This window comes from Pseudonocardia oroxyli (assembly GCF_900102195.1).
In the GTDB taxonomy this organism is placed as follows: domain Bacteria; phylum Actinomycetota; class Actinomycetes; order Mycobacteriales; family Pseudonocardiaceae; genus Pseudonocardia; species Pseudonocardia oroxyli.
This window is the reverse complement of record NZ_FNBE01000004.1, coordinates 276,594-297,069: the sequence shown is the minus strand read 5'-3', so window position 1 is coordinate 297,069 and position 20,476 is coordinate 276,594. Positions and strand designations below refer to the sequence as shown.

19 protein-coding genes are annotated in these 20,476 nt (G+C 73.3%); 8 read left to right on the top strand and 11 right to left on the bottom strand.

The genetic code is table 11. The features are described 5' to 3' along the window. Nucleotides 1-19 precede the first annotated feature (19 nt). From BLS43_RS08425 to BLS43_RS08410, 4 genes are read right to left on the bottom strand one after another with little or no spacing between them, the layout of a single operon-like run. The gene (locus tag BLS43_RS08425; protein ID WP_093079381.1) at nt 20-1,258 is read right to left on the bottom strand and encodes an SAM-dependent methyltransferase; all 1,239 of its coding nucleotides are present in this window, start codon (nt 1,256-1,258) and stop codon (nt 20-22) included. After that, on the bottom strand, nt 1,259-1,960 hold the full coding sequence (locus tag BLS43_RS08420) for a DUF1365 domain-containing protein (protein WP_093079377.1): 702 nt from the start codon (nt 1,958-1,960) through the stop codon (nt 1,259-1,261). After that, nucleotides 1,954-3,189: an NAD(P)/FAD-dependent oxidoreductase gene (locus BLS43_RS08415; protein WP_093079373.1), complete on the bottom strand. Its 1,236-nt coding sequence runs from the start codon at nt 3,187-3,189 to the stop codon at nt 1,954-1,956. Before BLS43_RS08415 ends, BLS43_RS08420 begins: the two co-directional genes overlap by 7 nt. After that, a complete protein-coding gene (locus tag BLS43_RS08410; RefSeq protein ID WP_237192825.1) occupies nt 3,186-3,860 on the bottom strand; it encodes an alpha/beta hydrolase in 675 nt (224 codons plus the stop codon). Before BLS43_RS08410 ends, BLS43_RS08415 begins: the two co-directional genes overlap by 4 nt. 166 nt (nt 3,861-4,026) lie before the next feature. Here BLS43_RS08410 and BLS43_RS08405 point away from each other — a divergent pair, with 166 nt between their 5' ends. Next, nucleotides 4,027-4,797: a lysophospholipid acyltransferase family protein gene (locus tag BLS43_RS08405; RefSeq protein WP_245707375.1), complete on the top strand. Its 771-nt coding sequence runs from the start codon at nt 4,027-4,029 to the stop codon at nt 4,795-4,797. Between the two features lie 56 nt (nt 4,798-4,853). On the opposite strand, the gene BLS43_RS08400 is transcribed toward BLS43_RS08405, so the two are convergent. Together BLS43_RS08400 and BLS43_RS08395 are read right to left on the bottom strand one after the other, a co-directional pair. After that, the gene (locus BLS43_RS08400) at nt 4,854-5,774 is read right to left on the bottom strand and encodes an acyl-CoA desaturase (RefSeq protein WP_093079364.1); all 921 of its coding nucleotides are present in this window, start codon (nt 5,772-5,774) and stop codon (nt 4,854-4,856) included. Nucleotides 5,775-5,838: 64 nt separating this feature from the next. Next, the gene (locus BLS43_RS08395) at nt 5,839-7,209 is read right to left on the bottom strand and encodes a mycothione reductase (RefSeq protein ID WP_093079359.1); all 1,371 of its coding nucleotides are present in this window, start codon (nt 7,207-7,209) and stop codon (nt 5,839-5,841) included. A 70-nt stretch (nt 7,210-7,279) separates the two neighbouring features. On the opposite strand from BLS43_RS08395, the gene BLS43_RS08390 reads away from it, so the two are divergent. Then, nucleotides 7,280-7,672, top strand: a complete 393-nt coding sequence (locus BLS43_RS08390; protein WP_093079353.1) for a lipopolysaccharide assembly protein LapA domain-containing protein — start codon at nt 7,280-7,282, stop codon at nt 7,670-7,672. 107 nt (nt 7,673-7,779) lie between these two features. Here the strand turns inward: BLS43_RS08390 and BLS43_RS08385 are convergent, their stop codons facing one another. Continuing rightward, nucleotides 7,780-9,123: a DEAD/DEAH box helicase gene (locus BLS43_RS08385; protein WP_093079348.1), complete on the bottom strand. Its 1,344-nt coding sequence runs from the start codon at nt 9,121-9,123 to the stop codon at nt 7,780-7,782. Between the two features lie 525 nt (nt 9,124-9,648). Between BLS43_RS08385 and BLS43_RS08375 the strand changes: the two genes are divergently transcribed. Beyond that, complete coding sequence (locus tag BLS43_RS08375) at nt 9,649-11,349, top strand: gamma-glutamyltransferase family protein (protein ID WP_218129749.1); 1,701 nt, start codon at nt 9,649-9,651, stop codon at nt 11,347-11,349. A 37-nt stretch (nt 11,350-11,386) separates the two neighbouring features. Here the strand turns inward: BLS43_RS08375 and yaaA are convergent, their stop codons facing one another. Beyond that, complete coding sequence (gene yaaA, locus BLS43_RS08370) at nt 11,387-12,127, bottom strand: peroxide stress protein YaaA (protein ID WP_093079331.1); 741 nt, start codon at nt 12,125-12,127, stop codon at nt 11,387-11,389. A gap of 49 nt (nt 12,128-12,176) precedes the next feature. Between yaaA and BLS43_RS31960 the strand changes: the two genes are divergently transcribed. From BLS43_RS31960 to metX, 3 genes are read left to right on the top strand one after another with little or no spacing between them, the layout of a single operon-like run. Then, nucleotides 12,177-12,248: a putative leader peptide gene (locus BLS43_RS31960; RefSeq protein ID WP_374204988.1), complete on the top strand. Its 72-nt coding sequence runs from the start codon at nt 12,177-12,179 to the stop codon at nt 12,246-12,248. 40 nt (nt 12,249-12,288) lie between these two features. Then, complete coding sequence (locus BLS43_RS08365; RefSeq protein ID WP_093079326.1) at nt 12,289-13,599, top strand: bifunctional o-acetylhomoserine/o-acetylserine sulfhydrylase; 1,311 nt, start codon at nt 12,289-12,291, stop codon at nt 13,597-13,599. Between the two features lie 16 nt (nt 13,600-13,615). Then, nucleotides 13,616-14,725 carry a homoserine O-acetyltransferase MetX gene (gene metX, locus BLS43_RS08360; protein WP_093079999.1) on the top strand — a complete coding sequence of 370 codons (1,110 nt, stop codon included), beginning with the start codon at nt 13,616-13,618 and terminating at the stop codon, nt 14,723-14,725. A gap of 52 nt (nt 14,726-14,777) precedes the next feature. On the opposite strand, the gene BLS43_RS08355 is transcribed toward metX, so the two are convergent. The 3 genes from BLS43_RS08355 to BLS43_RS08345 all read right to left on the bottom strand — a co-directional run bounded on the left by BLS43_RS08355 (nt 14,778) and on the right by BLS43_RS08345 (nt 17,191). Then, nucleotides 14,778-15,335 carry a VldE C-terminal domain-containing protein gene (locus BLS43_RS08355; protein WP_143029976.1) on the bottom strand — a complete coding sequence of 186 codons (558 nt, stop codon included), beginning with the start codon at nt 15,333-15,335 and terminating at the stop codon, nt 14,778-14,780. Nucleotides 15,336-15,346: 11 nt separating this feature from the next. Then, nucleotides 15,347-16,564 carry a phosphodiester glycosidase family protein gene (locus tag BLS43_RS08350; RefSeq protein WP_143029975.1) on the bottom strand — a complete coding sequence of 406 codons (1,218 nt, stop codon included), beginning with the start codon at nt 16,562-16,564 and terminating at the stop codon, nt 15,347-15,349. A 198-nt stretch (nt 16,565-16,762) separates the two neighbouring features. Next, nucleotides 16,763-17,191 (bottom strand): PPOX class F420-dependent oxidoreductase, encoded by a 429-nt coding sequence (locus BLS43_RS08345; RefSeq protein WP_093079311.1) that lies wholly within the window; start codon nt 17,189-17,191, stop codon nt 16,763-16,765. A gap of 131 nt (nt 17,192-17,322) precedes the next feature. Between BLS43_RS08345 and BLS43_RS08340 the strand changes: the two genes are divergently transcribed. Both BLS43_RS08340 and BLS43_RS08335 read left to right on the top strand, forming a co-directional pair. Beyond that, nucleotides 17,323-19,068, top strand: a complete 1,746-nt coding sequence (locus tag BLS43_RS08340) for a proline--tRNA ligase (protein WP_093079305.1) — start codon at nt 17,323-17,325, stop codon at nt 19,066-19,068. Between the two features lie 58 nt (nt 19,069-19,126). Then, a complete protein-coding gene (locus BLS43_RS08335) occupies nt 19,127-20,476 on the top strand; it encodes an FAD-dependent oxidoreductase (protein ID WP_245707374.1) in 1,350 nt (449 codons plus the stop codon).

Genomic DNA, 20,476 nt, shown 5'->3' with positions numbered 1-20,476 from the left:
CACTTGCCGCGCACAGGGGTCAGCGGGTGAGGGAGAGCTGGTAGACGTCGAGGTAGCCGACGCGGAAGCCCGCCTCGCAGTACCCGAGGTAGAACTCCCACATGCGGCGGAAGGTCTCGTCGAAGCCCAGCGCGGCGACCTCGGACCAGCGCTCCTGGAACCGTCGGTTCCAGTGGTTCAGGGTGCGGGCGTAGTCCGGGCCCAGCGAGCGGCGCTCGGAGATGTGCAGGCTCGTGTCCCCGAGGCTGCGCTCGATCGACTCGACGCTCGGGATCAGCCCGCCGGGGAAGACGTACTTGTGGATCCAGGTGTAGTCGTTGCGCGCCACCCGCATCCGGTCGTCCGGCATGGTGATGGCCTGCAGCCCGACCCGCCCGCCCGGCTTGAGCAGGCGGTCCAGGGCGGCGAAGTAGGTGGGCCAGTACTTCTCGCCCACCGCCTCGATCATCTCGACGGACACCACGGCGTCGTAGGACCCGCGGGCCTCGCGGTAGTCCCGCAGCAGCACCTGGACGCGGTCGGCGAGCCCGGCCGCGGCGATCCGCTGCTCGGCCAGCGCCGCCTGCTCGGCGGAGATGGTGATCGTCGTGACGCGCGCGCCGCGGCGCGCGGCCCGGATCGCGAGCCCGCCCCAGCCGGTCCCGATCTCCAGGATGTGCTGGTCGGCGGCGACGCCCGCCAGGTCCAGGATGCCGTCGATCTTGCGCTCCTGGGCCGCGACCAGGTCGTCCGAACCCGGGGCGAACCAGGCCGCGGAGTAGGACATGGTCTCGTCCAGGAACAGCTGGAACAGCTCGTTCGACAGGTCGTAGTGCCGGTGGATGTTCTCCCGGGACCCCTCCAGCGAGTTCGCCTCCTCAGCGGGCTGGCGCGCCTCGACCCAGCGCCGGGCCAGCCTCTGCAGGGCGGGCGGGATCAGCGTGGACAGGGTGGCGGCGAAGGGCTCCAGGAGGCCCGGCAGGTCGTCCGCGGTCCAGTCGCCGACCATGTAGGCCTCGCCGAACCCGATCTTGGAGTCGTTGCCGAGCCTGCGGAAGAAGGCGTCCGGTCGGACGATCCGCATGGTCGGGCCACCGAGGCCCAGCACCTCGTCGCCGATCTCGACGCGCACGGGCAGCGACCGCACCGCGCGCCGGAACAGGCCCTCGGCGATCCGGCCCTTGACCGGGGAGCGCGGCACCGTGCCCAGCCCCGGCCACACCCCCTCGTTGGGGCGGGGGACGGCGCGCGTGGGCGGCTGCGGCTCGTGAATGGTCATTCAGACCCCCTCCTGAGGGCGGTGCGGCGGGCGCGGCACGACGGGAAGTCGCTTGAGCCACAGGCGGATGCCGTGGACCCGGATGAGCGCGGAGGTGCGCAGGGTGACGAGTGGGCGGTGCAGCGCCAACGCGGCGAGCGCCCGCGGGGTCGCCGCGCGGCGGGTGCCGGTGACGGTGGCGGTCAGCGCGGTGGTCTCGTTGCGGCGCAACGTGATGGCCAGCGCGAGGCGCTCGCCCGGGGCGGGCAGGGACAGCCGGTAGTCACCGTCGACGGCGAAGAACGGCGACACGTAGAAGGCCTTCGCGGTCTCCGCGCGCTCCGCGGGCAGCAAGTAGCAGTGGCGTTCCCCGTAGGTGTTGTGGACCTCGGCGATCACACACTCCAGCTCCCCGGTGTCCCGGTGGCACCAGAAGACCGACAGCGGGTTGAACACGTGGCCGAGGACGCGGGCGTTGGCCAGCATGAGGATCCGGCCGCCGCGGAGGTCGACGCCCTGTTCGGCGAGGTAGGCGTCGACGTTCTCCCGGATCGTCCGGTCCGGGTCGCCCAGGTGGTCCCGCGCCTCGAACCGGGCGAGCGGACCACCGAAGCGGGGCAGGTCGTCGAGGTCGACGAGCCAGAGATAGGTCCGGTGCGCGAACCCGTAGTCCACCGCCTCCCGGCGGCGGTGGCGCACCTCGGCGTCGTAGAGGGCTACCACGTCGCCCCCAGGGACTCGGCGGCGCGGACGCCGGAGAGGCAGCCGTCCTCGTGGAAGCCCCACCCGTGGTAGGCCCCGGCGAACGCGGTGGTCCCGGTGTTCAGGGCGGGCAGGTCCCGCTGCGCCGCCACGGACGCCGGGGTGTAGATCGGGTGCTCGTAGGTCATCCGCGCGATCACCCGGTCCTCGGCGACCCGGCCCGCGCCGTTGAGCGTGACCACGTACGGGCCGCCGTCGAGGTGCTGCAGGCGGTTCATGTCGTAGCTGACCAGCACGGAGTCCTCGCCCGCGCAGGTGGACTTGAGGTAGTTCCAGCTCGCCCGGGCGCCCGCGGCGCGCGGCAGCAGCGAGTCGTCCCCGTGCAGCCAGGTCTCGTTGCGGGAGTAGGCGAACGCGCCGAGGGTCGCGCGCTCGGCGTCGGTCGGGTCGGCGAGCAGGGCCAGCGCCTGGTCGGGGTGGGTGGCGACGACGACCTTGTCGAAGCGTTCGCCGTCCACGGTGATCCCGCCGATCCCGCCGACCCCGCCGCCTCGGCGGACCGAGCGCACGGGGGAGCCGACGCGGACGTCGGACAGGTTCTTGCGGATCAGCTCCACGTAGCTGCGGGACCCCCCGACGACCGTGCGCCACTGCGGGGAGCCGCCGATCGCGAGCATCCCGTGGTGGTCGAGGAAGGTGAACAGGTAGCGGGCCGGGTACTCGAGGCTCAGCTCCGCGCCCGCGGACCACACGCAGGACACCACGGGGATCATGAAGTGGTCGACGAAGTACAGCGAGTACCCGCCGACGGCCAGGAACGCCCCCAGCGTGACGTCCCCCGCGCGGGGGTCGGCCAGCACCCGTCGGGCGTGGCGGTGGAAGCGGACGACCTCGCCGAGCATCCGCAGGTAGCGCGGGTTGCGGGCGTTCGCGGGCGTCGGGAACAGCCCGCCGAGCCTGCGGGCACCCGCGTACTCCAGGCCGCACCCCTCGCAGCGCACGCTCATCGACATGTCCGAGTCCTGTGTGGCCACGCCGAGCTCGGCGAACAGGCGCAGCAGGTTCGGGTAGGTCCGGTCGTTGTGGACGATGAACCCGGAGTCGACGAACGTGCCCGCCAGGTCGTGCGTGTGGGCGTGCCCGCCGAGCCGGTCGTCCCCCTCGAACAGGGTGACGTCGTGGGTGCGCCGCAGCAGGTAGGCGGCGGTCAGACCGGACACACCGGCGCCGATCACGGCCACGGACGTCATCGCAGGGCTCCCAGGGGGACTTCGAGGCCGCCCGGGGTGGGCTGCCGCATGGCGTTCGTGATCGCGGGGTCCTCCGGTTCGAACCCGAGCTCGCCCAGCACGAAGCGCTGCACGAGGGAGTGCCAGTCCGCGGCGTGGCGGAGCATGGCGTGGCCGTCGCCGTGGACGTCGAACCGGGCGACGCGGGTGACCTGTCGCGCCCGGACGGCGTAGGCGAGGGACTCGCGCGGATCGGTCATGCGTTCGCGGTCGCCGTGGGCGATGAGGACGTCCCGCCCGGCGAGCTGGTCGACCGGGTCGCTTCCGTCGAGCCAGGGCGCGAGCGCGGCCACGGCCCGCACCTGCGGCGCGCCCGCGGCGTGCAGCACCGCCCGGCCGCCCATCGAATGGCCGACCAGCACGGTGGGGAGGTCCCCGGTCAGGAGCTCGGCCACGTCACGGGCGGCGTCTCGCGCCGGTCCGTTCCAGCCGCGGAGCCGGTAGCGGACCATCGCGACGGCCAGGCCCTCGGTCCGGGCGAGGAGCCGCGCGAACGGCAGCATCCGCCAGTAGGTGAGCCGGCGGCGCTCACCGGACTCCGACGACCGCGACCGTCCACCATGGGCCACGACGACGAGCGCGCGCGGATCCTCGGGTGGCGATCCCACCGGCTCCAACCTGGGCAGACTCACGCACACCTCCGTGTCGGGACTTCCGTGGGCATCCGTGTCCGACCCGGGGCGCGGATGGCGGTCTGTCCGTCATGTCACAACAGGGAGATCATCGCGCCACCCGGCGTACTCCGCCTGTCGATCGTGGGCGAGGATCGGGGGCGGAACCCGAACGCTGGAGGAGTCTGTGCCCACCCCCGACGTGCCGCCGCTGTTGACCGCCCGGCAGAGACTGCTGCTGACGTTGCGGCGCAAGCGTCGGACCTCGGGGTTCTGGTTCGGCCTGGCGATCGAGCTCATCTGGCCGCTCGTGATGGTGTTCACTCGGCTCGGCTGGAAGGGCGGGCAGCACATCCCGCCCACCGGCGGCGTGCTCATCGCGGCCAACCACGTGTCGGGCTGCGACCCGATCTACGACACCGCATTCGTCATCGCCCACCGGCGCATGCCCCGGTACCTGGCGAAGTCCGAGCTGTGGACCGTGCCGATCGTGCGCTCGGTGCTGGGCAAGGGGCAGCACATCCCCGTCTACCGCGACTCGGCGCGGGCGATGGACGCCTTCCGCGGGGCCGTCGAGGCCCTGGAGCGCGGGGAGGTCGTGGTGTTCTACCCCGAGGCCACCTACACCGCGGACCCGGACGGCTGGCCGATGAAGGCGAAGAACGGCATCGGCCGGATCGCCGTCCAGTCCGGGGTGCCGGTCATCCCGCTGGCCAACTGGGGCACCCAGGAGGTGCTCTCGCCGAAGGGGAAGGTGGGCCTGTTCAAGCGGGTCAGCCTGGTCGCCGGCCCGCCCGTCGACCTGTCGGAGTTCGTGGGCAAGCCCCGGACCAGGAGCAACCTCGACGCGGCCACCGCCACGATCATGAGCGCCATCACGGGCCTGGTGGCGGACGTGCGGGGCGAGGAGCCGCCGGAGCTGGCCTACGACCCGGCCCGCAAACCCCTGGCCGGCTGACACCCGGCGAAGGATCCTGCATCCGGTGTCACCGGTGACACTCGTTGCAGGATCCTTCACTCGCGGGCCAGGCGCTCCAGGCGTCTCGTGGTCGGCCAGCGGACCTCTCGCGCCCAGCCGAGACGTTCGAACAGGCGGATGGTGACCGCGCTCAGGTCGACCTGGCCCTTCTGCACCCCGTGGCGGGCGCAGGTGGGGTCGGCGTGGTGGAGGTTGTGCCAGGACTCGCCCATCGAGAAGATTGCCAGCCACCAGACGTTGGCGCTGCGGTCGCGGGCGGCGAAGGGGCGCTCGCCCCACATGTGGCAGATCGAGTTGATCGACCACGTGACGTGGTGCAGCAGCGCGACCCGGACCAGCCCGGCCCAGAACAGCGCGGTGAGCGCACCCCACCAGGACCAGGTGACCAGGCCGCCGAGCAGGGCGGGGAGCAGCAGGGTCAGGGCGCTCCACAGGCCGAACAGCGAGTCGATCCGGCGCAGGTCGGTGTCCTGGAGCAGGTCCGGGGTGAAGCGCTCCTCGTTGGTGAGGTCGCGGTCGAACAGCCAGCCGGTGTGCGCGTGCCAGAATCCCTTCGCCAGCGCGCGCGTCGATGTGCCGAACAGCCAGGGGGAGTGGGGGTCGCCCTCCTTGTCGGAGAACGCGTGGTGGCGCCGGTGGTCGGCCACCCACTTGATCACCGGGCCCTGCATCGCGAAGGAGCCGGCCATGGCCAGCGCGATCTTCAGCCCGCGGGTGGCCTTGAACGAGCCGTGCGTGAAGTACCGGTGGTACCCGACGGTGATCCCCAGGCAGCAGGCGACGTAGAACACGGCCCCGATCAGGACGTCCGACCAGCCCAGGAAGCCGACGACGGCGGCGAGGGGGACCGCGGCCACCAGTGCCGCGAGCGGCAGGAACACGAAGACGTACACCCCGACCTGCTGGGGGAGCGCACGGCGCCCCGCGAGGATCGGCTTCGGGCCTGCCAGGGTCATAGGGCTCACTCCCGGTGTTCGGCGCGCGGGCGCCGGGCGGATCGGCCCGTCCAGGGTAGGTCGGTCAGATCTCCAGGCCCAGCAGTGCGTTCTCCACGACCTCGGGCAGCGCCGGGTGGATCCAGTACTGCCCCGTCGCCATCTCCCGGGCCCCCAGCCCGAAGGACATGGCCTGGATCAGCGGCTGGATCAGCGTGGACGCCTGCGGGCCCATGATGTGCGCGCCCAGCAGCCGCCCGGTGCCCTTCTCCGCGATGATCTTGCAGAGTCCCGTGGTGTCCTCCATGGCCCACCCGAAGGCGACGTCCCCGAAGCGCTGCACCTTGACCGTGTAGTCCAGGCCCGACATGCGGACCATCTCCTCGGTCTTGCCCACGCTGGCCACCTGCGGCTCGGTGAACACGGCCGACGGGACGTTGCGGTGGTCGGTCTCGAGCGGGGCCTCCGGGTGCAACAGGTTGTGCCCCACCACCTTCGCCTCGCGGTTCGCGACGTGCTTGAGCGCCCACGGGGAGCTCACGTCACCCAGCGCCCACACCCGCTCGGCGCTGGTGCGCTGGAACCGGTCCACCTCGATCCGGCCGTCGGAGTGGGTGGCGATCCCGGCCGCGCCGAGGTTCATCCGGTCCCCGTTGGGGATCCGGCCCGCGGCCACGAGGAGGACGTCGGCGGCGACGGACGACCCGTCGTCGAGCGCGACGGTCAGGTCTCCCGCCTCCCCGGTGACGCCCGTGACCTGGGTGGCCAGCCGGACGTCGAGCCGCTCGGAGAGCAGCTCGGTGTAGGCCGCCGAGACCGTCTCGTCGTGGGAGCGCAGCATCCTGCTGCCGCGCACGACGACGGTGACCTCGGTGCCGAGCGCGGAGAACACGTGCGCGAACTCGGCCGCGATGTACCCGCCGCCGACGATCACCATCCGCCGGGGCAGCTCGTCGATCCGCATGATCGTGTCGGACGTCTCGTACGGCGCGCCCGCGATCGCCGCCGGCACCATCGGGCGCCCGCCCGCGGCGACGACGACCTGGTCGGCGGTGATCTCGTCCACACCGGACCCGTCGGTCCGCTCCACCCGCAGCGCCCTGGGCCCGGTGAAGGAGGCGTGGCCGAGGTAGACGGTGACGTTGTCCGAGCGCTCGGCGCGGTACTCCAGCCCGCCCTTGGCGATGGGGTCGATCCGGCCGAACACGCGGTCCCGGATGTCCGCCCAGCGCACCTTGTCGATGGTGGCGTCGACCCCGTACCGGGAGGCGTGGCGCACCGTCTCGGCGACGTCGGCGGCGTAGACGTACATCTTCGTCGGGATGCAGCCGACGTTCAGACAGGTCCCGCCGAACACCCCGTGCTCGACGATCGCCACGTCCCAGTCGGCGAAGCGCTCGTCGATGAAGGTGTTGCCGGAGCCGGAACCGATGACGACGAGATCGTGATGGGCCACTCCACGAGGCTAACCGCACGGGTGAACGCGGGCGCGGGCACCGGACCGCCCGCTGCGCGATACTGCGCACATGAGCGAGGACTCAGCCACGCGCCCCGCGCCGGACCCGGTGGCCGTCGAGCCCACGGGGACGGTCGCGGTGCCCACCGACGACACACCGCCCACCGCCGAGCGGACGACGACCACCCCGCGCCGCGCACCCGCGACCCGACACTCGCGGGTCAGCGGGATGTGGGTGGGGCTGATCCTCTCCGCGGTCGTCCTGCTGTTCCTGCTGATCTTCATCCTGCAGAACCTGGAGCCGGTGCGGATCCAGTTCCTGGGCCTGGACGGCACCCTGCCCACCGGCGTCGCGCTGCTGCTCGGCGCGATCGCCGGGATCCTGCTGGTCGCCATCCCGGGCAGCGCACGGATCGTGCAGCTGCGCCGGGCGGCGCGGCGCGGCGCCCGGCGCGCGCAGTAGCGCGGGGCGACCCGGGAGCTGCACGTTTCGTGCGCTCAGTGCTGCATGATCACGACTTCCGTGCGCTCAAGGCGGTGCGAGCAACGCTGAGCGCACGGAACCGGTGATCAGGCCGCGCGGCGGCGCCGGGGAGGACGGCCCTGGCCACGGGGCTGACCGCCACCCTGACCGCCGCCGCCACCGCTGCGGCGTCGCCGCCCGGTGCCCGCGGCGGGCTGCTGCTGCGGAGGCTTCGGCGCCTCGACCGGGATGCCGCTGGGCTCCCGGGCGCCGGTCACGTCGACCAGCGAGGCCGAGCCGGGCGCGGCGGTGCTGACGTCCGGCTTCACCCCCGCCTGCCGCATGAGGGTGTCGACGTCTCGCCGCTCGTCCGCGGTCACCAGCGTGACGACGACGCCGGACTCGCCACCGCGGGCCGTCCGACCCGCGCGGTGCAGGTAGTCCTTCGGGTCGCCCGGCGGGTCGACGTGCACGACGAGGCTCACGTCGTCGACGTGGATGCCCCGCGCCGCGACGTCCGTGGCGACGAGCACGGGGATGCTGCCGTCCTTGAACGCGTCGATCGCGCGGTTGCGGGCGTTCTGGGCCTTGCCCCCGTGCAGCGCGCTGGCCTGCACGCCGGTGCGGCGCAGCTGCTTCACCACGCGGTCGGCGCCGTGCTTGGTGCGCACGAAGAAGATCGTGCGGCCCTCGCGGGCGGCGATCTGCTGGACGATCTGGTTCTTGTCGTCCCGCTGCACCAGGAACAGGTGGTGGTCCATGGTCTCGACGGGCGCGGCCGCGGACGCCACGGCCCGGGTCACCGGGTCGTGCAGGTAGCGGTCGACGAGGGTGGAGACCTCGTTGTCCAGCGTCGCGGAGAACAGCAGGCGCTGGCCGTCCGCGGGCGTGCGGTCCAGGATGCGCTTGACCTGGGGCAGGAACCCCATGTCCGACATGCGGTCCGCCTCGTCGATCGCGGTGATCTCGACGTCGGAGAGGTCGCAGGTGCCCTCGGTGACGTGGTCCGTCAGCCGGCCGGGGGTGGCGACCAGCAGGTCGACGCCGCGGCGCAGCGTGTCGATCTGCCGGTTCATCGACATGCCGCCGACGACGGAGGCGACGGTCAGGCCCAGCGCCTTCGCGAACGGCTCGACCGCGTCCATGACCTGCTGGGACAGCTCCCGGGTGGGGACGAGCACGAGCCCGCGCGGGCTCTTCGGCCGCGCCCGCTCCCCGGCGAGCCGGGAGACGAGGGCGAGCCCGAACGCGAGGGTCTTGCCCGAGCCGGTCTGGCCGCGGCCGAGCAGGTCGCGGCCGGCCAGGGTGTCCGGCAGGGTCGCGGCCTGGATGGGCCGGGGGTCGGCGAAGCCCTCGTTCGCCAGGGCCTTGAGGACCGGCTCGGGCAGGCCGAGGTCGGCGAAGGTGGGGAAGCCGCTCGCGGGCGGGGTCCAGAGGACCTCCGGCGGCATGGCCCGACGCTGCGGGGCGGCGGGAGCGGAGCCGCCGCGGGAGCGGCGGGGACGGCTCGAACGGGTCGAGCTGGTGCCGCGGTCCGCAGAGCGGGCAGGGCGGCGGGACGGGCTGGTCACGAGACCTCCGTGGACGGTGGCACGTCGCACGGCGGAGCGGGCGGCGATGGCCGCGCCTTCACGGGACGAGCCCGGGCGCGGATGGGGAGTGCGCCCGAATGGATACGTACAGGTGCGCGCGGTGAGGCCCGGGCGCTCGGCTCCAGTGTAGGGGAGCCGAGCGGCGGGCTGGTGGTCGCACCCTGTGATCTCGCCCCCCGAGACGGCGAAGGGCGCGTTCGCTCAGTAGGTGTGAGCGAACGCGCCGTTCGCGCAGGGCGTCGCGGTCACGACCCGGCTCGAGCGGGGTTCGGGGCCGTGCCGGGCGCCGGTCCAGGTGGACCAGCGGTCGCCCTCGGGTGGCAGGTCCGGGTCACGTCTCGGGCCCCGACCCTGGGAACGGCGTCCAACGAATACGGTCGGGCCATGACCACCCGTCCGACCCTGCGCGGTTCCTTCGGCATGTCCGCCTCCACCCACTGGCTCGCGACGGCGACGGTGCAGTCGGTGCTCGAACGCGGCGGCACCGCGGTGGACGCCGCCGTGGCGGGCGGGTTCGTGCTGCAGGTCGTGGAGCCGCACCTCAACGGGCCGGGCGGGGACCTGGTGGCGATGTTCGCGCCCCGCGGCAGCGACCCCCGGGTGATCTGCGGCCAGGGTGCGGCGCCCGCGGGGGCGACGCGGGAACGCTTCGCGGACTTCGACTCCGTGCCCGGCGCGGGCGCGCTGGCCGCGGCGGCCCCCGGCGCCACGACGACCTGGCTGTGGCTGCTGGCCGAGCACGGGACCTGGGAGCTCGCGGACGTCCTGGACTACGCGATCCACTACGCCGAGACCGGTTTCCCCGCGCTGGCGAGGTTGCGCGGGACGATCGCGGCCGTCGAGAGCCTCTTCCGCGAGCACTGGCCCGCCTCCGCGGCGCTGTGGCTGCAGGAGGGGGACACCTTCACCAACCCGGACTGGGCGCGCACCCTGCGCCTGCTGCGGGACGCGGGCGGCGACACCCGGGAGGCCCGGATCGAGGCGGCGCGGCGGGTCTGGCAGGAGGGCGAGGTCGCCGAGGCGATGGCGGCGGCCGCCGCGGTGCCCCACCGGCACTCGGACGGACGCGACCACGCCGGCGTGCTCACCGCCGCCGACATCGCCGCGTTCCGGCCCGCGCTCGAGGAGCCGATGACCCTCGACTTCCGCGGGACGACCGTCGCCAAGCCGGGCACCTGGAGCCAGGGACCGGTCCTGCTGCACGCCTTGGCGATGCTCGACCGGCTGCCGCACCTGGACCCCTCGACCGCGGAGGGCGCGCACACGGTCGTCGAGGTGCTCAAGCTGGCGCTGGCCGACCGCGAGGGGTTCTACGGCGACGGGCGCGGGTTCACGCCGTCGGGGGACCGGGCCGCGCTCGTCGGGGAGCGGTCGGCGGGCTACCGGGTGAGCGAGGGTGGGTACGTGCCGCCGCTCGAGCTCGACGGGCCCCCGCAGGACGGCTCCACGACCTTCGCAGGCTCCGGGGAGCCGACCGTCGCCCGGGACGGGGCGACGCGCGGGGACACCTGCCACCTCGACGTCGTCGACCGCTGGGGGACGATGGTCTCCGCGACGCCGTCGGGCGGGTGGCTGCAGTCCTCGCCGACGGTCCCCGGGTACGGGTTCTGCCTGGGCACGCGGCTGCAGATGACCTGGCTGGACCCGGCGTCGCCCGCCGCGCTGACCCCCGGGCTGCGCCCGCGGACCACCCTGAGCCCCACCCTGCTGCTGCGCGACGGCGAGGCGGTCGGAGCCCTCGGCACCCCCGGCGGCGACCAGCAGGACCAGTGGCAGCTGCTCTACCTGCTGCGGACCCTCGTGCTCGGGATGAGCCCGCAGGAGGCGATCGACGCACCCGCCCTGCACACGACCGCGATGCCGGGCTCCTTCTGGCCGCGCACCTGGACCCCGCACGGCGTGGTGGCCGAGAGGAGGCTCGGCCCCGCGGTGCTCGACGGCCTGCGGGCCCGCGGCCACGAGGTGGTCGACGCGGGACCGTGGAGCCTCGGGCGGCTGTCGGTGGTCACCCGCGACCCGCGCACCGGCGAGCTGGGCGCCGCCGCCAACCCCCGCGGCGCCCAGGGCTACGCGGCCGGTCGCTGAGACCCGCCCCCCGCTTCGGACGTGTGTGTCGCCCGGATCAGGCGGGGAGGACGAGGTCCAGGTGGTCGGCCTTGCGTTCGACCGTCAGGCCCGCCTTGCGGGCGATCCGGGCCACCCCCGCCGCGTCGCTCGGCTCGGCGCGGGTGGTGGCCAGGAGCCGGGCCAGGGCGCCCTTGTGGGACTTGTTGTGGTGGCTGACCACCGAGCGCGTGCCGTCGGGGCGCTCGGCGAGGACGTTCACCGTGACCGCGCCGGGGACCCGGGCCAAGGCGGCGTAGGAGCCCGAGCGCAGGTCCACCACGAGATCGTCGACCTCGGCCAGGACGGGCTCCAGGACGGGGCGCCACCGCGCCGCGAGGGCGCCGCCGCCCGGGATCGTCGACCCCGCCGAGAGCCGGTAGGCCGGGATCGGGTCCCCGGCCCGGACCAGCCCGAACAGGGCCGACCCGACGGCGAGGCGGGCGTCGGCCCGGGCGCGGCCCGCCCGGGTCAGGGACCGGACGTCGAGCGCGTCGTAGAGCACGCCGGTGTACCGGGTGATCGCGGGCAGGGTCGGCGAGGTCCACAGCGCCGCGTTGCGGGCGATCTCGGCGTCCTGCCGCTCCGACACACCCAGTGCCGCGCGGGCGGCCGGCGGGTCCGCGGCGAGCTCGACCAGCTCGTCGAGCAGGGGTTTGCGCACCGCGTCCAGCGCCGGGTGCGAGAGGGCGGCGAGGTCCAGCGGCGGACCGTCGCCGCCGGCGAGCTTGGTCTCCGACGGGGGAAGCAGGACGAGCACAGGCCGAGGTTAGTTGTGCCCGTATGACGACCCCGTTACGGTCCCAGTCGTGATCCTCCTCGTGTCGCGCAGGCACGTCGATCTCCTGCGCGTGACCAGCGCCGCCTGTCGCGGGCGCTGACGACCCCGCGCCCTACACCGAAGATCACCTGGAGACCCTCGTGTCCGATCCCGTCGACCCCACCGCCGCCTGGTCCTTCGAGACCAAGCAGGTCCACGCGGGCGCCGCCCCCGACACCGCCACCGGTGCCCGGGCGACCCCGATCTACCAGACGACGTCCTACACCTTCCGCGACACCGACCACGCCGCCGCGCTGTTCGGGCTCGCCGAGCTGGGCAACATCTACACCCGGATCATGAACCCGACCCAGGACGTCCTGGAGCAGCGGGTCGCCGCGCTCGAGGGCGGCATCGGGGCCGTCGCCGTGGCGTCCGGGCAGGCCGCCCAGACCCTCGCGATCCTCAACATCGCGCAGGCCGGGGACCACTTCGTGTCGTCGGCGAGCCTCTACGGCGGCACGTACAACCTGTTCCACTACACGCTGCCGAAGCTGGGCATCGACGTCACGTTCGTCGAGGACCCGGACAACGCCGAGGAGTGGCGCGCCGCGGTCCGCCCGAACACCAAGGCGTTCTACGCCGAGACCATCGGCAACCCGCGGTCCAACGTGCTCGACATCCGCCTGGTCGCGGACCTCGCGCACGAGGCGGGCGTGCCGCTGCTGATCGACAACACGGTGCCGACGCCGTACCTGGTGCGGCCCATCGAGCACGGCGCCGACATCGTCATCCACTCCGCCACCAAGTTCCTCGGCGGGCACGGGACGAGCATCGGCGGCGTCGTCGTCGACTCCGGGAACTTCGACTGGGCGGCCCACGCCGAGCGCTTCCCCGGCCTGACCACGGCGGACCCGAGCTACCACGGGCTGAACTACTCCGAGGCGCTCGGCCCGCTGGCGTTCCTGATCAAGTTCCGGGTGCAGCTGCTGCGCGACCTCGGCCCGGCGATCGCCCCGCTGAACTCGTTCCTGCTGATCCAGGGCATCGAGACGCTGTCGCTGCGGATCGAGCGGCACGTGCAGAACGCGCAGGCCGTGGCCGAGTGGCTCGAGGCCCGCGACGAGGTGGAGAAGGTCTACTACGCGGGTCTGCCGTCGAGCCCGTGGCACGCGTTGGCGCAGAAGTACCTGCCACGCGGGGCGGGCGCCGTGGTGGCGTTCGACATCCGCGGCGGCGTCGAGGCGGGCAAGAGGTTCGTCGACGCGCTGGAGCTGCACAGCCACCTGGCCAACATCGGCGACGTGCGCAGCCTGGTGATCCACCCGGCGTCGACCACCCACAGCCAGCTCTCCGGCGAGGAGCAGCTGTCGACGGGTGTCGGACCGGGCCTGATCCGGCTGTCGGTCGGCCTCGAGGGCATCGAGGACATCAAGGCGGACCTCGACGCCGGCTTCCGGGCCGCGAAGTCCTGACCCGGTCTTGACGCTCGTGGACGCCCCTCCCGCCACCGGTGCGTGGCGGGAGGGGTCCGATCCGGGCCGACGTCGGTTCCTCGACGTCGGCCCCGTCGCCCTGGACGCCGGGGGCGAGCTGGACGTCCGGCTGTCCTACGAGACCTGGGGCTCACCGGACTCCCCGGCGGTCCTGGTCCTGCACGCGTTGACCGGGGACACCCACGTCACCGGACCGGCGGGGCCCGGGCACCCCACCCCCGGCTGGTGGGGCGACCTCATCGGGCCGGGCCGCGCCCTGGACCCCGAGCGCTACTTCGTGGTGGCGCCCAACGTCGTCGGCGGCTGCCAGGGCTCGACCGGACCGTCGTCGACGGCACCGGACGGGCGGCCCTGGGGCAGCCGGTTCCCGGTGGTCACCGCGCGGGACGCGGTCCGCGCGGAGCTCGCGCTCGCGGACCGGCTCGGGGTGGCGCGCTGGTCGCTCGTCATCGGTGGGTCGATGGGCGGCATGCGCGCGCTCGAGTGGGGCGTCACGGCGCCGGAGCGGGTCGAGCGGCTGATGCTGCTGGCCTCCCCCGCGGCGTCGGCGGCGGACCAGATCGGCTGGGCCGCGCCCCAGATCGCGGCGATCAAGGCGGACCCGGGCTGGCACGGCGGGGACTACCACGACCTGCCGCCCGGCGAGGGACCGCACCGCGGGCTCGGCGTCGCGCGGCGGATCGCGCACCTGACCTACCGCAGCGGCTACGAGCTCGACACCCGATTCGGGCGGGAGGCCCAGCTGGGCGAGGACCCGGCGCGCGGCGGGCGGTACGCCGTCGAGTCCTATCTGGACCATCACGCCGCGAAGCTGGTGCGCCGCTTCGACGCCGCCTCCTACGTGCGGCTCACCGAGCTGATGAACGCGCACGACGTCGGCCGGGGGCGCGGGGGAGTGGCCGCGGCGCTGGCCCGGGTCACGGCCCGGACGCTCGTCGTCGGGATCAGCTCGGACCGGCTCTACCCGGTCGCGCAGCAGGAGGAGCTGGCCGCGGGCATCCCGGGGGCGCGGCTGGAGGTCATCGACTCGCCCTACGGGCACGACGGCTTCCTGATCGAGTGGGAGACCGTGGGCAGGCTCGCGGGCGAGCTGCTCGCCGGCTGACGCTTGGGCGTCCCAAGCGTCAGGCCGGTCCGACGATCAGCAGGCGCGAGCGTCAGCGGCGGATGCTGACGTGGACGTGGTCGTAGTGCCCGCCCGTCGCGTCCTCGGCGTCGTACACGCCGCCGCCGTCGTACGGGCGGCCCCAGCCGCCGTCCGCGTCGGCGAAGAAGGCGCCGCGGTACCAGATCCGGCCCTGCCAGATCACGTACCGGACGTCCAGCTCGGCGGCCTCGTCCCGCAGGTACTGCGCGATCGCCCAGCCCTCGGTCAGGTCGTCGCCCGTGGCGAAGGTGCCGTAGCGGGTGGGGAAGAAGTCACAGGCCCGGCCCTCGGGATGGTCGCTGGACGGGTTCCAGGCGTGCTCGCTCCAACAGGTCGACTCGACCAGCCCGCCCGCGAAGCGCGCCGTCACGGCCTCGTACGCGGCGAGGGTGGCGGGCGTGACGCAGCCGCTCGACGTCGGGTCGTCGGCGATGCAGCCGGGTGAGGGCTCGGGGGCGACCCGTTCCCGGATCCGGTCCACCGCCTCGAACCGCACCACGGCGACCGCGGCGCCGACCAGCAGGAGCACCGCGAGCAGGGCGAGGACGACCCGTCGAGAAGTTCGCATTTCACCCGAAACTACACCGAGAACACTGCGATCCCGTTGGGCACCAGGCGCGGCGAGGGGTCCGACGGGTCGTTGACGACCGTGGTCGCGGGTTGTCCGGGGGCGCGGTGGGCCAGGGTGGACGAGCCGCCGCCGTCGAGGTTCAGCCCGTCGTCCAGGCCGAGCTCGGCGAGCAGCCGGGAGAACTGCAGCAGCGTGGCACCGACGCTGTCGGACTGTCTGCCGTCCACGGTGACCAGGGTGAAGTGCCGCCCGTCGGCACTCACCCCGACGCCGCTGCGCGGGGCCCGCGCGGTGTCGTTCAGGTTCTCGGTCGGTCGCCCGTCGCGCAGGATGGGGCTGCCGCCGACCGCCATGTACGGGGCGGCGCCGCTCGCCGGTTCGAGGCGGTAGTCGACGGCGACCTCGTCGCCGACGGACAGGCTGCGCAGCGCGGCCGCCCCTCGGTCGCGGCCGACCAGTGCGGTCTCGCCGGGCGGCAGGGTCCCGCCGCGCGGCGGGCGGACCTCGGCGACCCGACCGTCTCGGACCAGGACCTCGACCTGCTCGGCCGCGCACGGCGCGTCCCGGTCGACATCGGAGCCGCACAGGGTGCGGGCCCGGTCGACCTCGCCCCAGTCGCCGGTGAACACCCCGATCCCGTCGACGGGCACGGCGTGCTGGTTGAGCGCCACGATCGGCAGCGGCAGCGGCAGCGGCAGCGGCAGCGGCGGCGGCGGCGGCTGCTCGGCGCCGTTCGCGACGAGCCGGATCCCGGTGCGGCGCACCTCGCCGCGCAGCGGCATCCGGTCCACCCGTGCGACGCCGTGGTGGTCGGTCGTGAACACGTAGTCCATCTCGGCGCCGTCGACGGCCGGGGCGGCGCGCCTGCCCTGCGGCACCGCACCCTTGACCGGCCTGCCGTCGAGCACGGCCGGTCCCGCGGCCGCGTTGGTGCGGCCGATGTCGAAGAAGTCCCCGTTGATCCCGGCGACCGCGCCGACGCCGTCCGCCATGGTCTTCACCGTCTTGCGGGCCGCGACGGCGCCGGGCCACAGCAGGTTCACCTTCACGGCGGGGTTGGTCAGGTCCACCTCGACGACGTCCGCCTGCACCCGTCCGATGCCGAGGTCGGTCGTGAGCTCGCGGTGCGTGACCCCGGGGCCGACCTCGACGGCGGGCCCGACGGACTCGATGAGCGGCTGCGGGACCTCGTCCGCGGCCGCCACGCCGGGCACGAGCAGTGACATCGCCGCACTCACCGTGAGGGCGAGCCGCCCGATCCGCATTTCTCGTCCCCCCGACGTTGTGACTGTCGGGACGGATGTGATCACGTGGTGCGCAGGGGACGGAAGTGACTCACCCTTCTGAGCGGGGATCGCGACCGTGACGGGTGAACGACCCGTGAGCGGCGATAGTCGCCCTGGCGACTATCGCCGCTCACGGGGTCAGCGGATGCGGGCGCCGTAGACCTTCTCGACGGTCATCGTCATCAGCACGCGGCGGTCGGCGACCATGACCTGGCGGTACTCCGCCCAGTCCGGGTGCTCGCCCGCGGCCTTGCGGTAGTAGTCCACGAGCGCCTCGACCTCGGGCGAGTCCGGGGTGGGGCCGGGGCCGACGAGCGTCACCGGGCCCTCGGCGGTGGCCCAGGTGAAGCCGTCCGCACTGGTCACCTCGAGTGCTGCGCGGGGGTCCCGGCGGAGGTTGGCGGTCTTGGCCCGGCCCTCGGTCATGGAGACCGAGATCGTGCCGGCCTCCCGGTCGTAGAACGGGGTGACGGGGGAGAGCTGCGGCGAACCGTCCTTCTTGATGGTCGCGAGGACGCCGAGGCGGGACTCGGCCAGCAGGGCGTGCAGATCTGCGGTGTCGGTCACATCCGACCCAACCGGCGCCCTCCCGCCCCCATTCCGTCGTGCGTGGCGAGTGGTGCTCTGGCACCACTCGCCACGCACGGGCGGCGGAGCCGCTGCGAATCCGGGTGCGGGACCTGGATACCCTGGCAAGGGTGTTGACCAGGATGTCGTCGCTGTTCCTCCGCACCCTCCGCGAGGACCCGGCCGACGCGGAGGTGCCCAGCCACAAGCTGCTGGTCCGCGCGGGCTACGTCCGCCGGATCGCCCCGGGCGTCTACTCCTGGCTGCCGCTCGGGCTGAAGGTGCTGCGGCGCATCGAGCAGATCGTGCGCGAGGAGATGGACGCCATCGGCGCCCAGGAGATCCAGTTCCCCGCGCTGCTGCCCCGCGAGCCCTACGAGGCCACGAACCGGTGGACCGAGTACGGCCCCAACATCTTCCGGCTCAAGGACCGCAAGGGCGCGGACTACCTGCTCGGGCCCACCCACGAGGAGCTGTTCACGCTCACCGTGAAGGGCGAGTTCTCGTCCTACAAGGACTACCCGGTCATCCTGTACCAGATCCAGACCAAGTACCGGGACGAGGAGCGGCCCCGCGCGGGCATCCTGCGCGGCCGCGAGTTCCTGATGAAGGACTCGTACTCCTTCGACCTGACCGACGAGGGCCTGTCGGAGTCCTACGCCAAGCACCGCGCGGCGTACATCAAGACCTTCGACCGGCTGGGGCTGCGCTACGTCGTCGTCGCGGCGACGTCCGGCGCGATGGGCGGCTCGGCGTCCGAGGAGTTCCTCGCCGAGTCCGAGACGGGCGAGGACACCTTCGTGCGCGGGCCCGGCGGCTACGCGGCGAACGTCGAGGCGGTGACGACCCCCGCGCCGCCCGCGCAGTCCGTCGAGGACAAGCCCGCCGCCGTCGTGCACCACACGCCGGACACGCCCACGATCGAGTCGCTCGTCGACTTCCTGAACGCGAACACCGACCGCAAGTTCACGGCGGCCGACACGCTGAAGAACGTGCTGCTCAAGACCCGGCAGCCCGGATCCGACGAGTGGGAGCTGCTGGCGATCGGCGTGCCCGGCGACCGCGAGGTCGACATGAAGCGCGTCGAGGCGGGGCTGGAGCCCGCCGAGGTGGCGTTGCTCGAGGACAAGGACTTCGCCGCGAACCCGTTCCTGGTGAAGGGGTACATCGGGCCGAAGGCGCTGCAGGACAACGGGGTGCGCTACGTCGTCGACCCCCGGATCGTCACCGGCACGGCCTGGGTGACGGGTGCGGACCGGGCCGACCACCACGTCGTGGACCTGGTCTGCGGCCGGGACTTCACCCCGGACGGCACGATCGAGGCCGCCGAGGTGCGCGCCGGTGACCCCTCTCCGGACGGCACCGGTGTGCTCGAGGCGGCGCGCGGCATCGAGATCGGCCACATCTTCCAGCTCGGCCGCAAGTACGCGGACGCCTTCAAGCTCGACGCGCTGGGTCCCGACTCCAAGCCCGTCCGGATCACCATGGGCTCCTACGGGATCGGTGTGTCGCGGCTGGTCGCGGCCATCGCCGAGCAGTCGCACGACGACTCCGGCCTGGTGTGGCCGCGGGCCGTGGCCCCCTTCGACGTGCACGTGGTCGTGGCGCACAAGAGCAACCCGGAGCTGCTCGCCGCGGGCGAGTCGCTTGCGGCCGAGCTCGAGGCGCTCGGGCTGTCCGTGGTGCTCGACGACCGCAAGACCAGCCCCGGGGTGAAGTTCGCCGACGCGGAGCTGATCGGCGTGCCCACCATCGTCGTGGTGGGTCGCGGCCTGGCCGAGGGCACCCTCGAGGTCAAGGACCGGGTCACCGGTGAGCGCACCGAGATCGCGGTCGAGGGCGCGGCGGAGACCGTCGCCGCCCTGGTCCAGGGCTGAGCGGACTGTGAGCGGCGTCATTAGGTAAGGCTCACCTTTCTTCCGCTACCGTGTGATCATGCGGGAGTTGCGGATCGCGATCATCGGGGCGGGACCGGCGGGGATCTACGCCGCCGACACGCTGATGAAGTCCGGCACGGCGTGTTCGATCGACCTGTTCGACCGGCTCCCGGCGCCGTTCGGGCTGGTCCGCTACGGCGTCGCGCCCGACCACCCGCGCATCAAGGGGATCGTCGGCGCGCTGCACACCGTGCTCAGCAAGCCGGGCGTGCGGCTGTTCGGCAACGTGGCGTACGGGCGGGACCTGTCGCTGTCCGACGTCCGGATGCTCTACGACGCCGTGATCGTCGCGACGGGCTGCGAGCGGGACCGGGACCTCGACATCCCCGGGATCGACCTGCCGGGCAGCCATGGCGCCGCCGAGTTCGTGAAGTGGTTCGACGGGCACCCGGACGTCCCGCGGGACTGGACCCTCGACGCCGCGCACGTCGGGGTGATCGGGGCCGGGAACGTGGCGTTGGACGTGGCCCGGGTGCTCGCCAAGCACGCCGACGACATGCTCTCGACCGAGATCCCGGACAACGTCCACGCCGGGCTGCTCGCCAACCGCGCCACCGACGTGCACGTGTTCGCGCGCCGCGGCCTGGCGCAGGCCAAGTTCACGCCGATGGAGCTGCGCGAGCTCGACCACGTGCCGGGCGTAGAGGTGGTCGTGGCACCGGAGGACGTCGAGTTCGACGACGGGTCGCTGGCCGCGCTGCGCGAGTCGAAGCAGACCCAGATGGTGGTCAAGACGTTGCAGGACTGGGCCCTGCGGGACCGCAAGCCCGCGCCGCGGCGGCTGCACCTGCACTTCCTGTCCAACCCCGTCGCGGTGCTGGGGCAGGACCGGGTGAGCGGGCTGCGCACCGAGCGGATGGAGCTGCGCGGCGACGGCGGGGTGCGGGGGACCGGCGTGGTCACCGACCACCCGCTGCAGGCGCTGTACCGCGCCGTCGGCTACATCGGCTCCGAGCTTCCCGAGCTGCCGTGGGACGCCCTGTCGGGCACCCTGCCGCACGCGGCGGGCCGGGTCCTGGACTTCGACGACCAGCAGGTCCCCGGTGTCTACGCCGTGGGCTGGATCAAGCGCGGGCCCGTCGGGCTGATCGGGCACACCAAGGGCTGTGCGTTGGAGACGGTCGGGTCGCTCCTGGACGACGCGGTGGCGGACACGCTCACCCCCGCACCGGTGTCCGACCCCGCCGCCGTCGTGGAGCTGCTGGAGGAGCGGGGCGTGCAGTACACGACCTGGGACGGCTGGCTGCAGCTCGACAAGCACGAGCGCGGGCTCGGCGAGGAGCGCGGCCGCGAGCGGATGAAGGTCGTGCCGCGCGCGGAGATGGTCGAGCTCTCCCGCACCGCCTGA

Bases quoted from the DNA above. Each gene is read 5' to 3' on its own strand.
- BLS43_RS08375 (WP_218129749.1), top strand. From the start codon at position 9,649: ATGACCACCCGTCCGACCCTGCGCGGTTCCTTCGGCATGTCCGCCTCC.
- BLS43_RS08385 (WP_093079348.1), bottom strand. From the start codon at position 9,123: ATGCCGCCGGAGGTCCTCTGGACCCCGCCCGCGAGCGGCTTCCCCACC.
- BLS43_RS08400 (WP_093079364.1), bottom strand. From the start codon at position 5,774: ATGACCCTGGCAGGCCCGAAGCCGATCCTCGCGGGGCGCCGTGCGCTC.
- BLS43_RS08350 (WP_143029975.1), bottom strand. From the start codon at position 16,564: ATGTCACTGCTCGTGCCCGGCGTGGCGGCCGCGGACGAGGTCCCGCAG.
- BLS43_RS08335 (WP_245707374.1), top strand. From the start codon at position 19,127: ATGCGGGAGTTGCGGATCGCGATCATCGGGGCGGGACCGGCGGGGATC.
- BLS43_RS08355 (WP_143029976.1), bottom strand. From the start codon at position 15,335: ATGCGAACTTCTCGACGGGTCGTCCTCGCCCTGCTCGCGGTGCTCCTG.
- BLS43_RS08415 (WP_093079373.1), bottom strand. From the start codon at position 3,189: ATGACGTCCGTGGCCGTGATCGGCGCCGGTGTGTCCGGTCTGACCGCC.
- BLS43_RS08425 (WP_093079381.1), bottom strand. From the start codon at position 1,258: ATGACCATTCACGAGCCGCAGCCGCCCACGCGCGCCGTCCCCCGCCCC.
- BLS43_RS08390 (WP_093079353.1), top strand. From the start codon at position 7,280: ATGAGCGAGGACTCAGCCACGCGCCCCGCGCCGGACCCGGTGGCCGTC.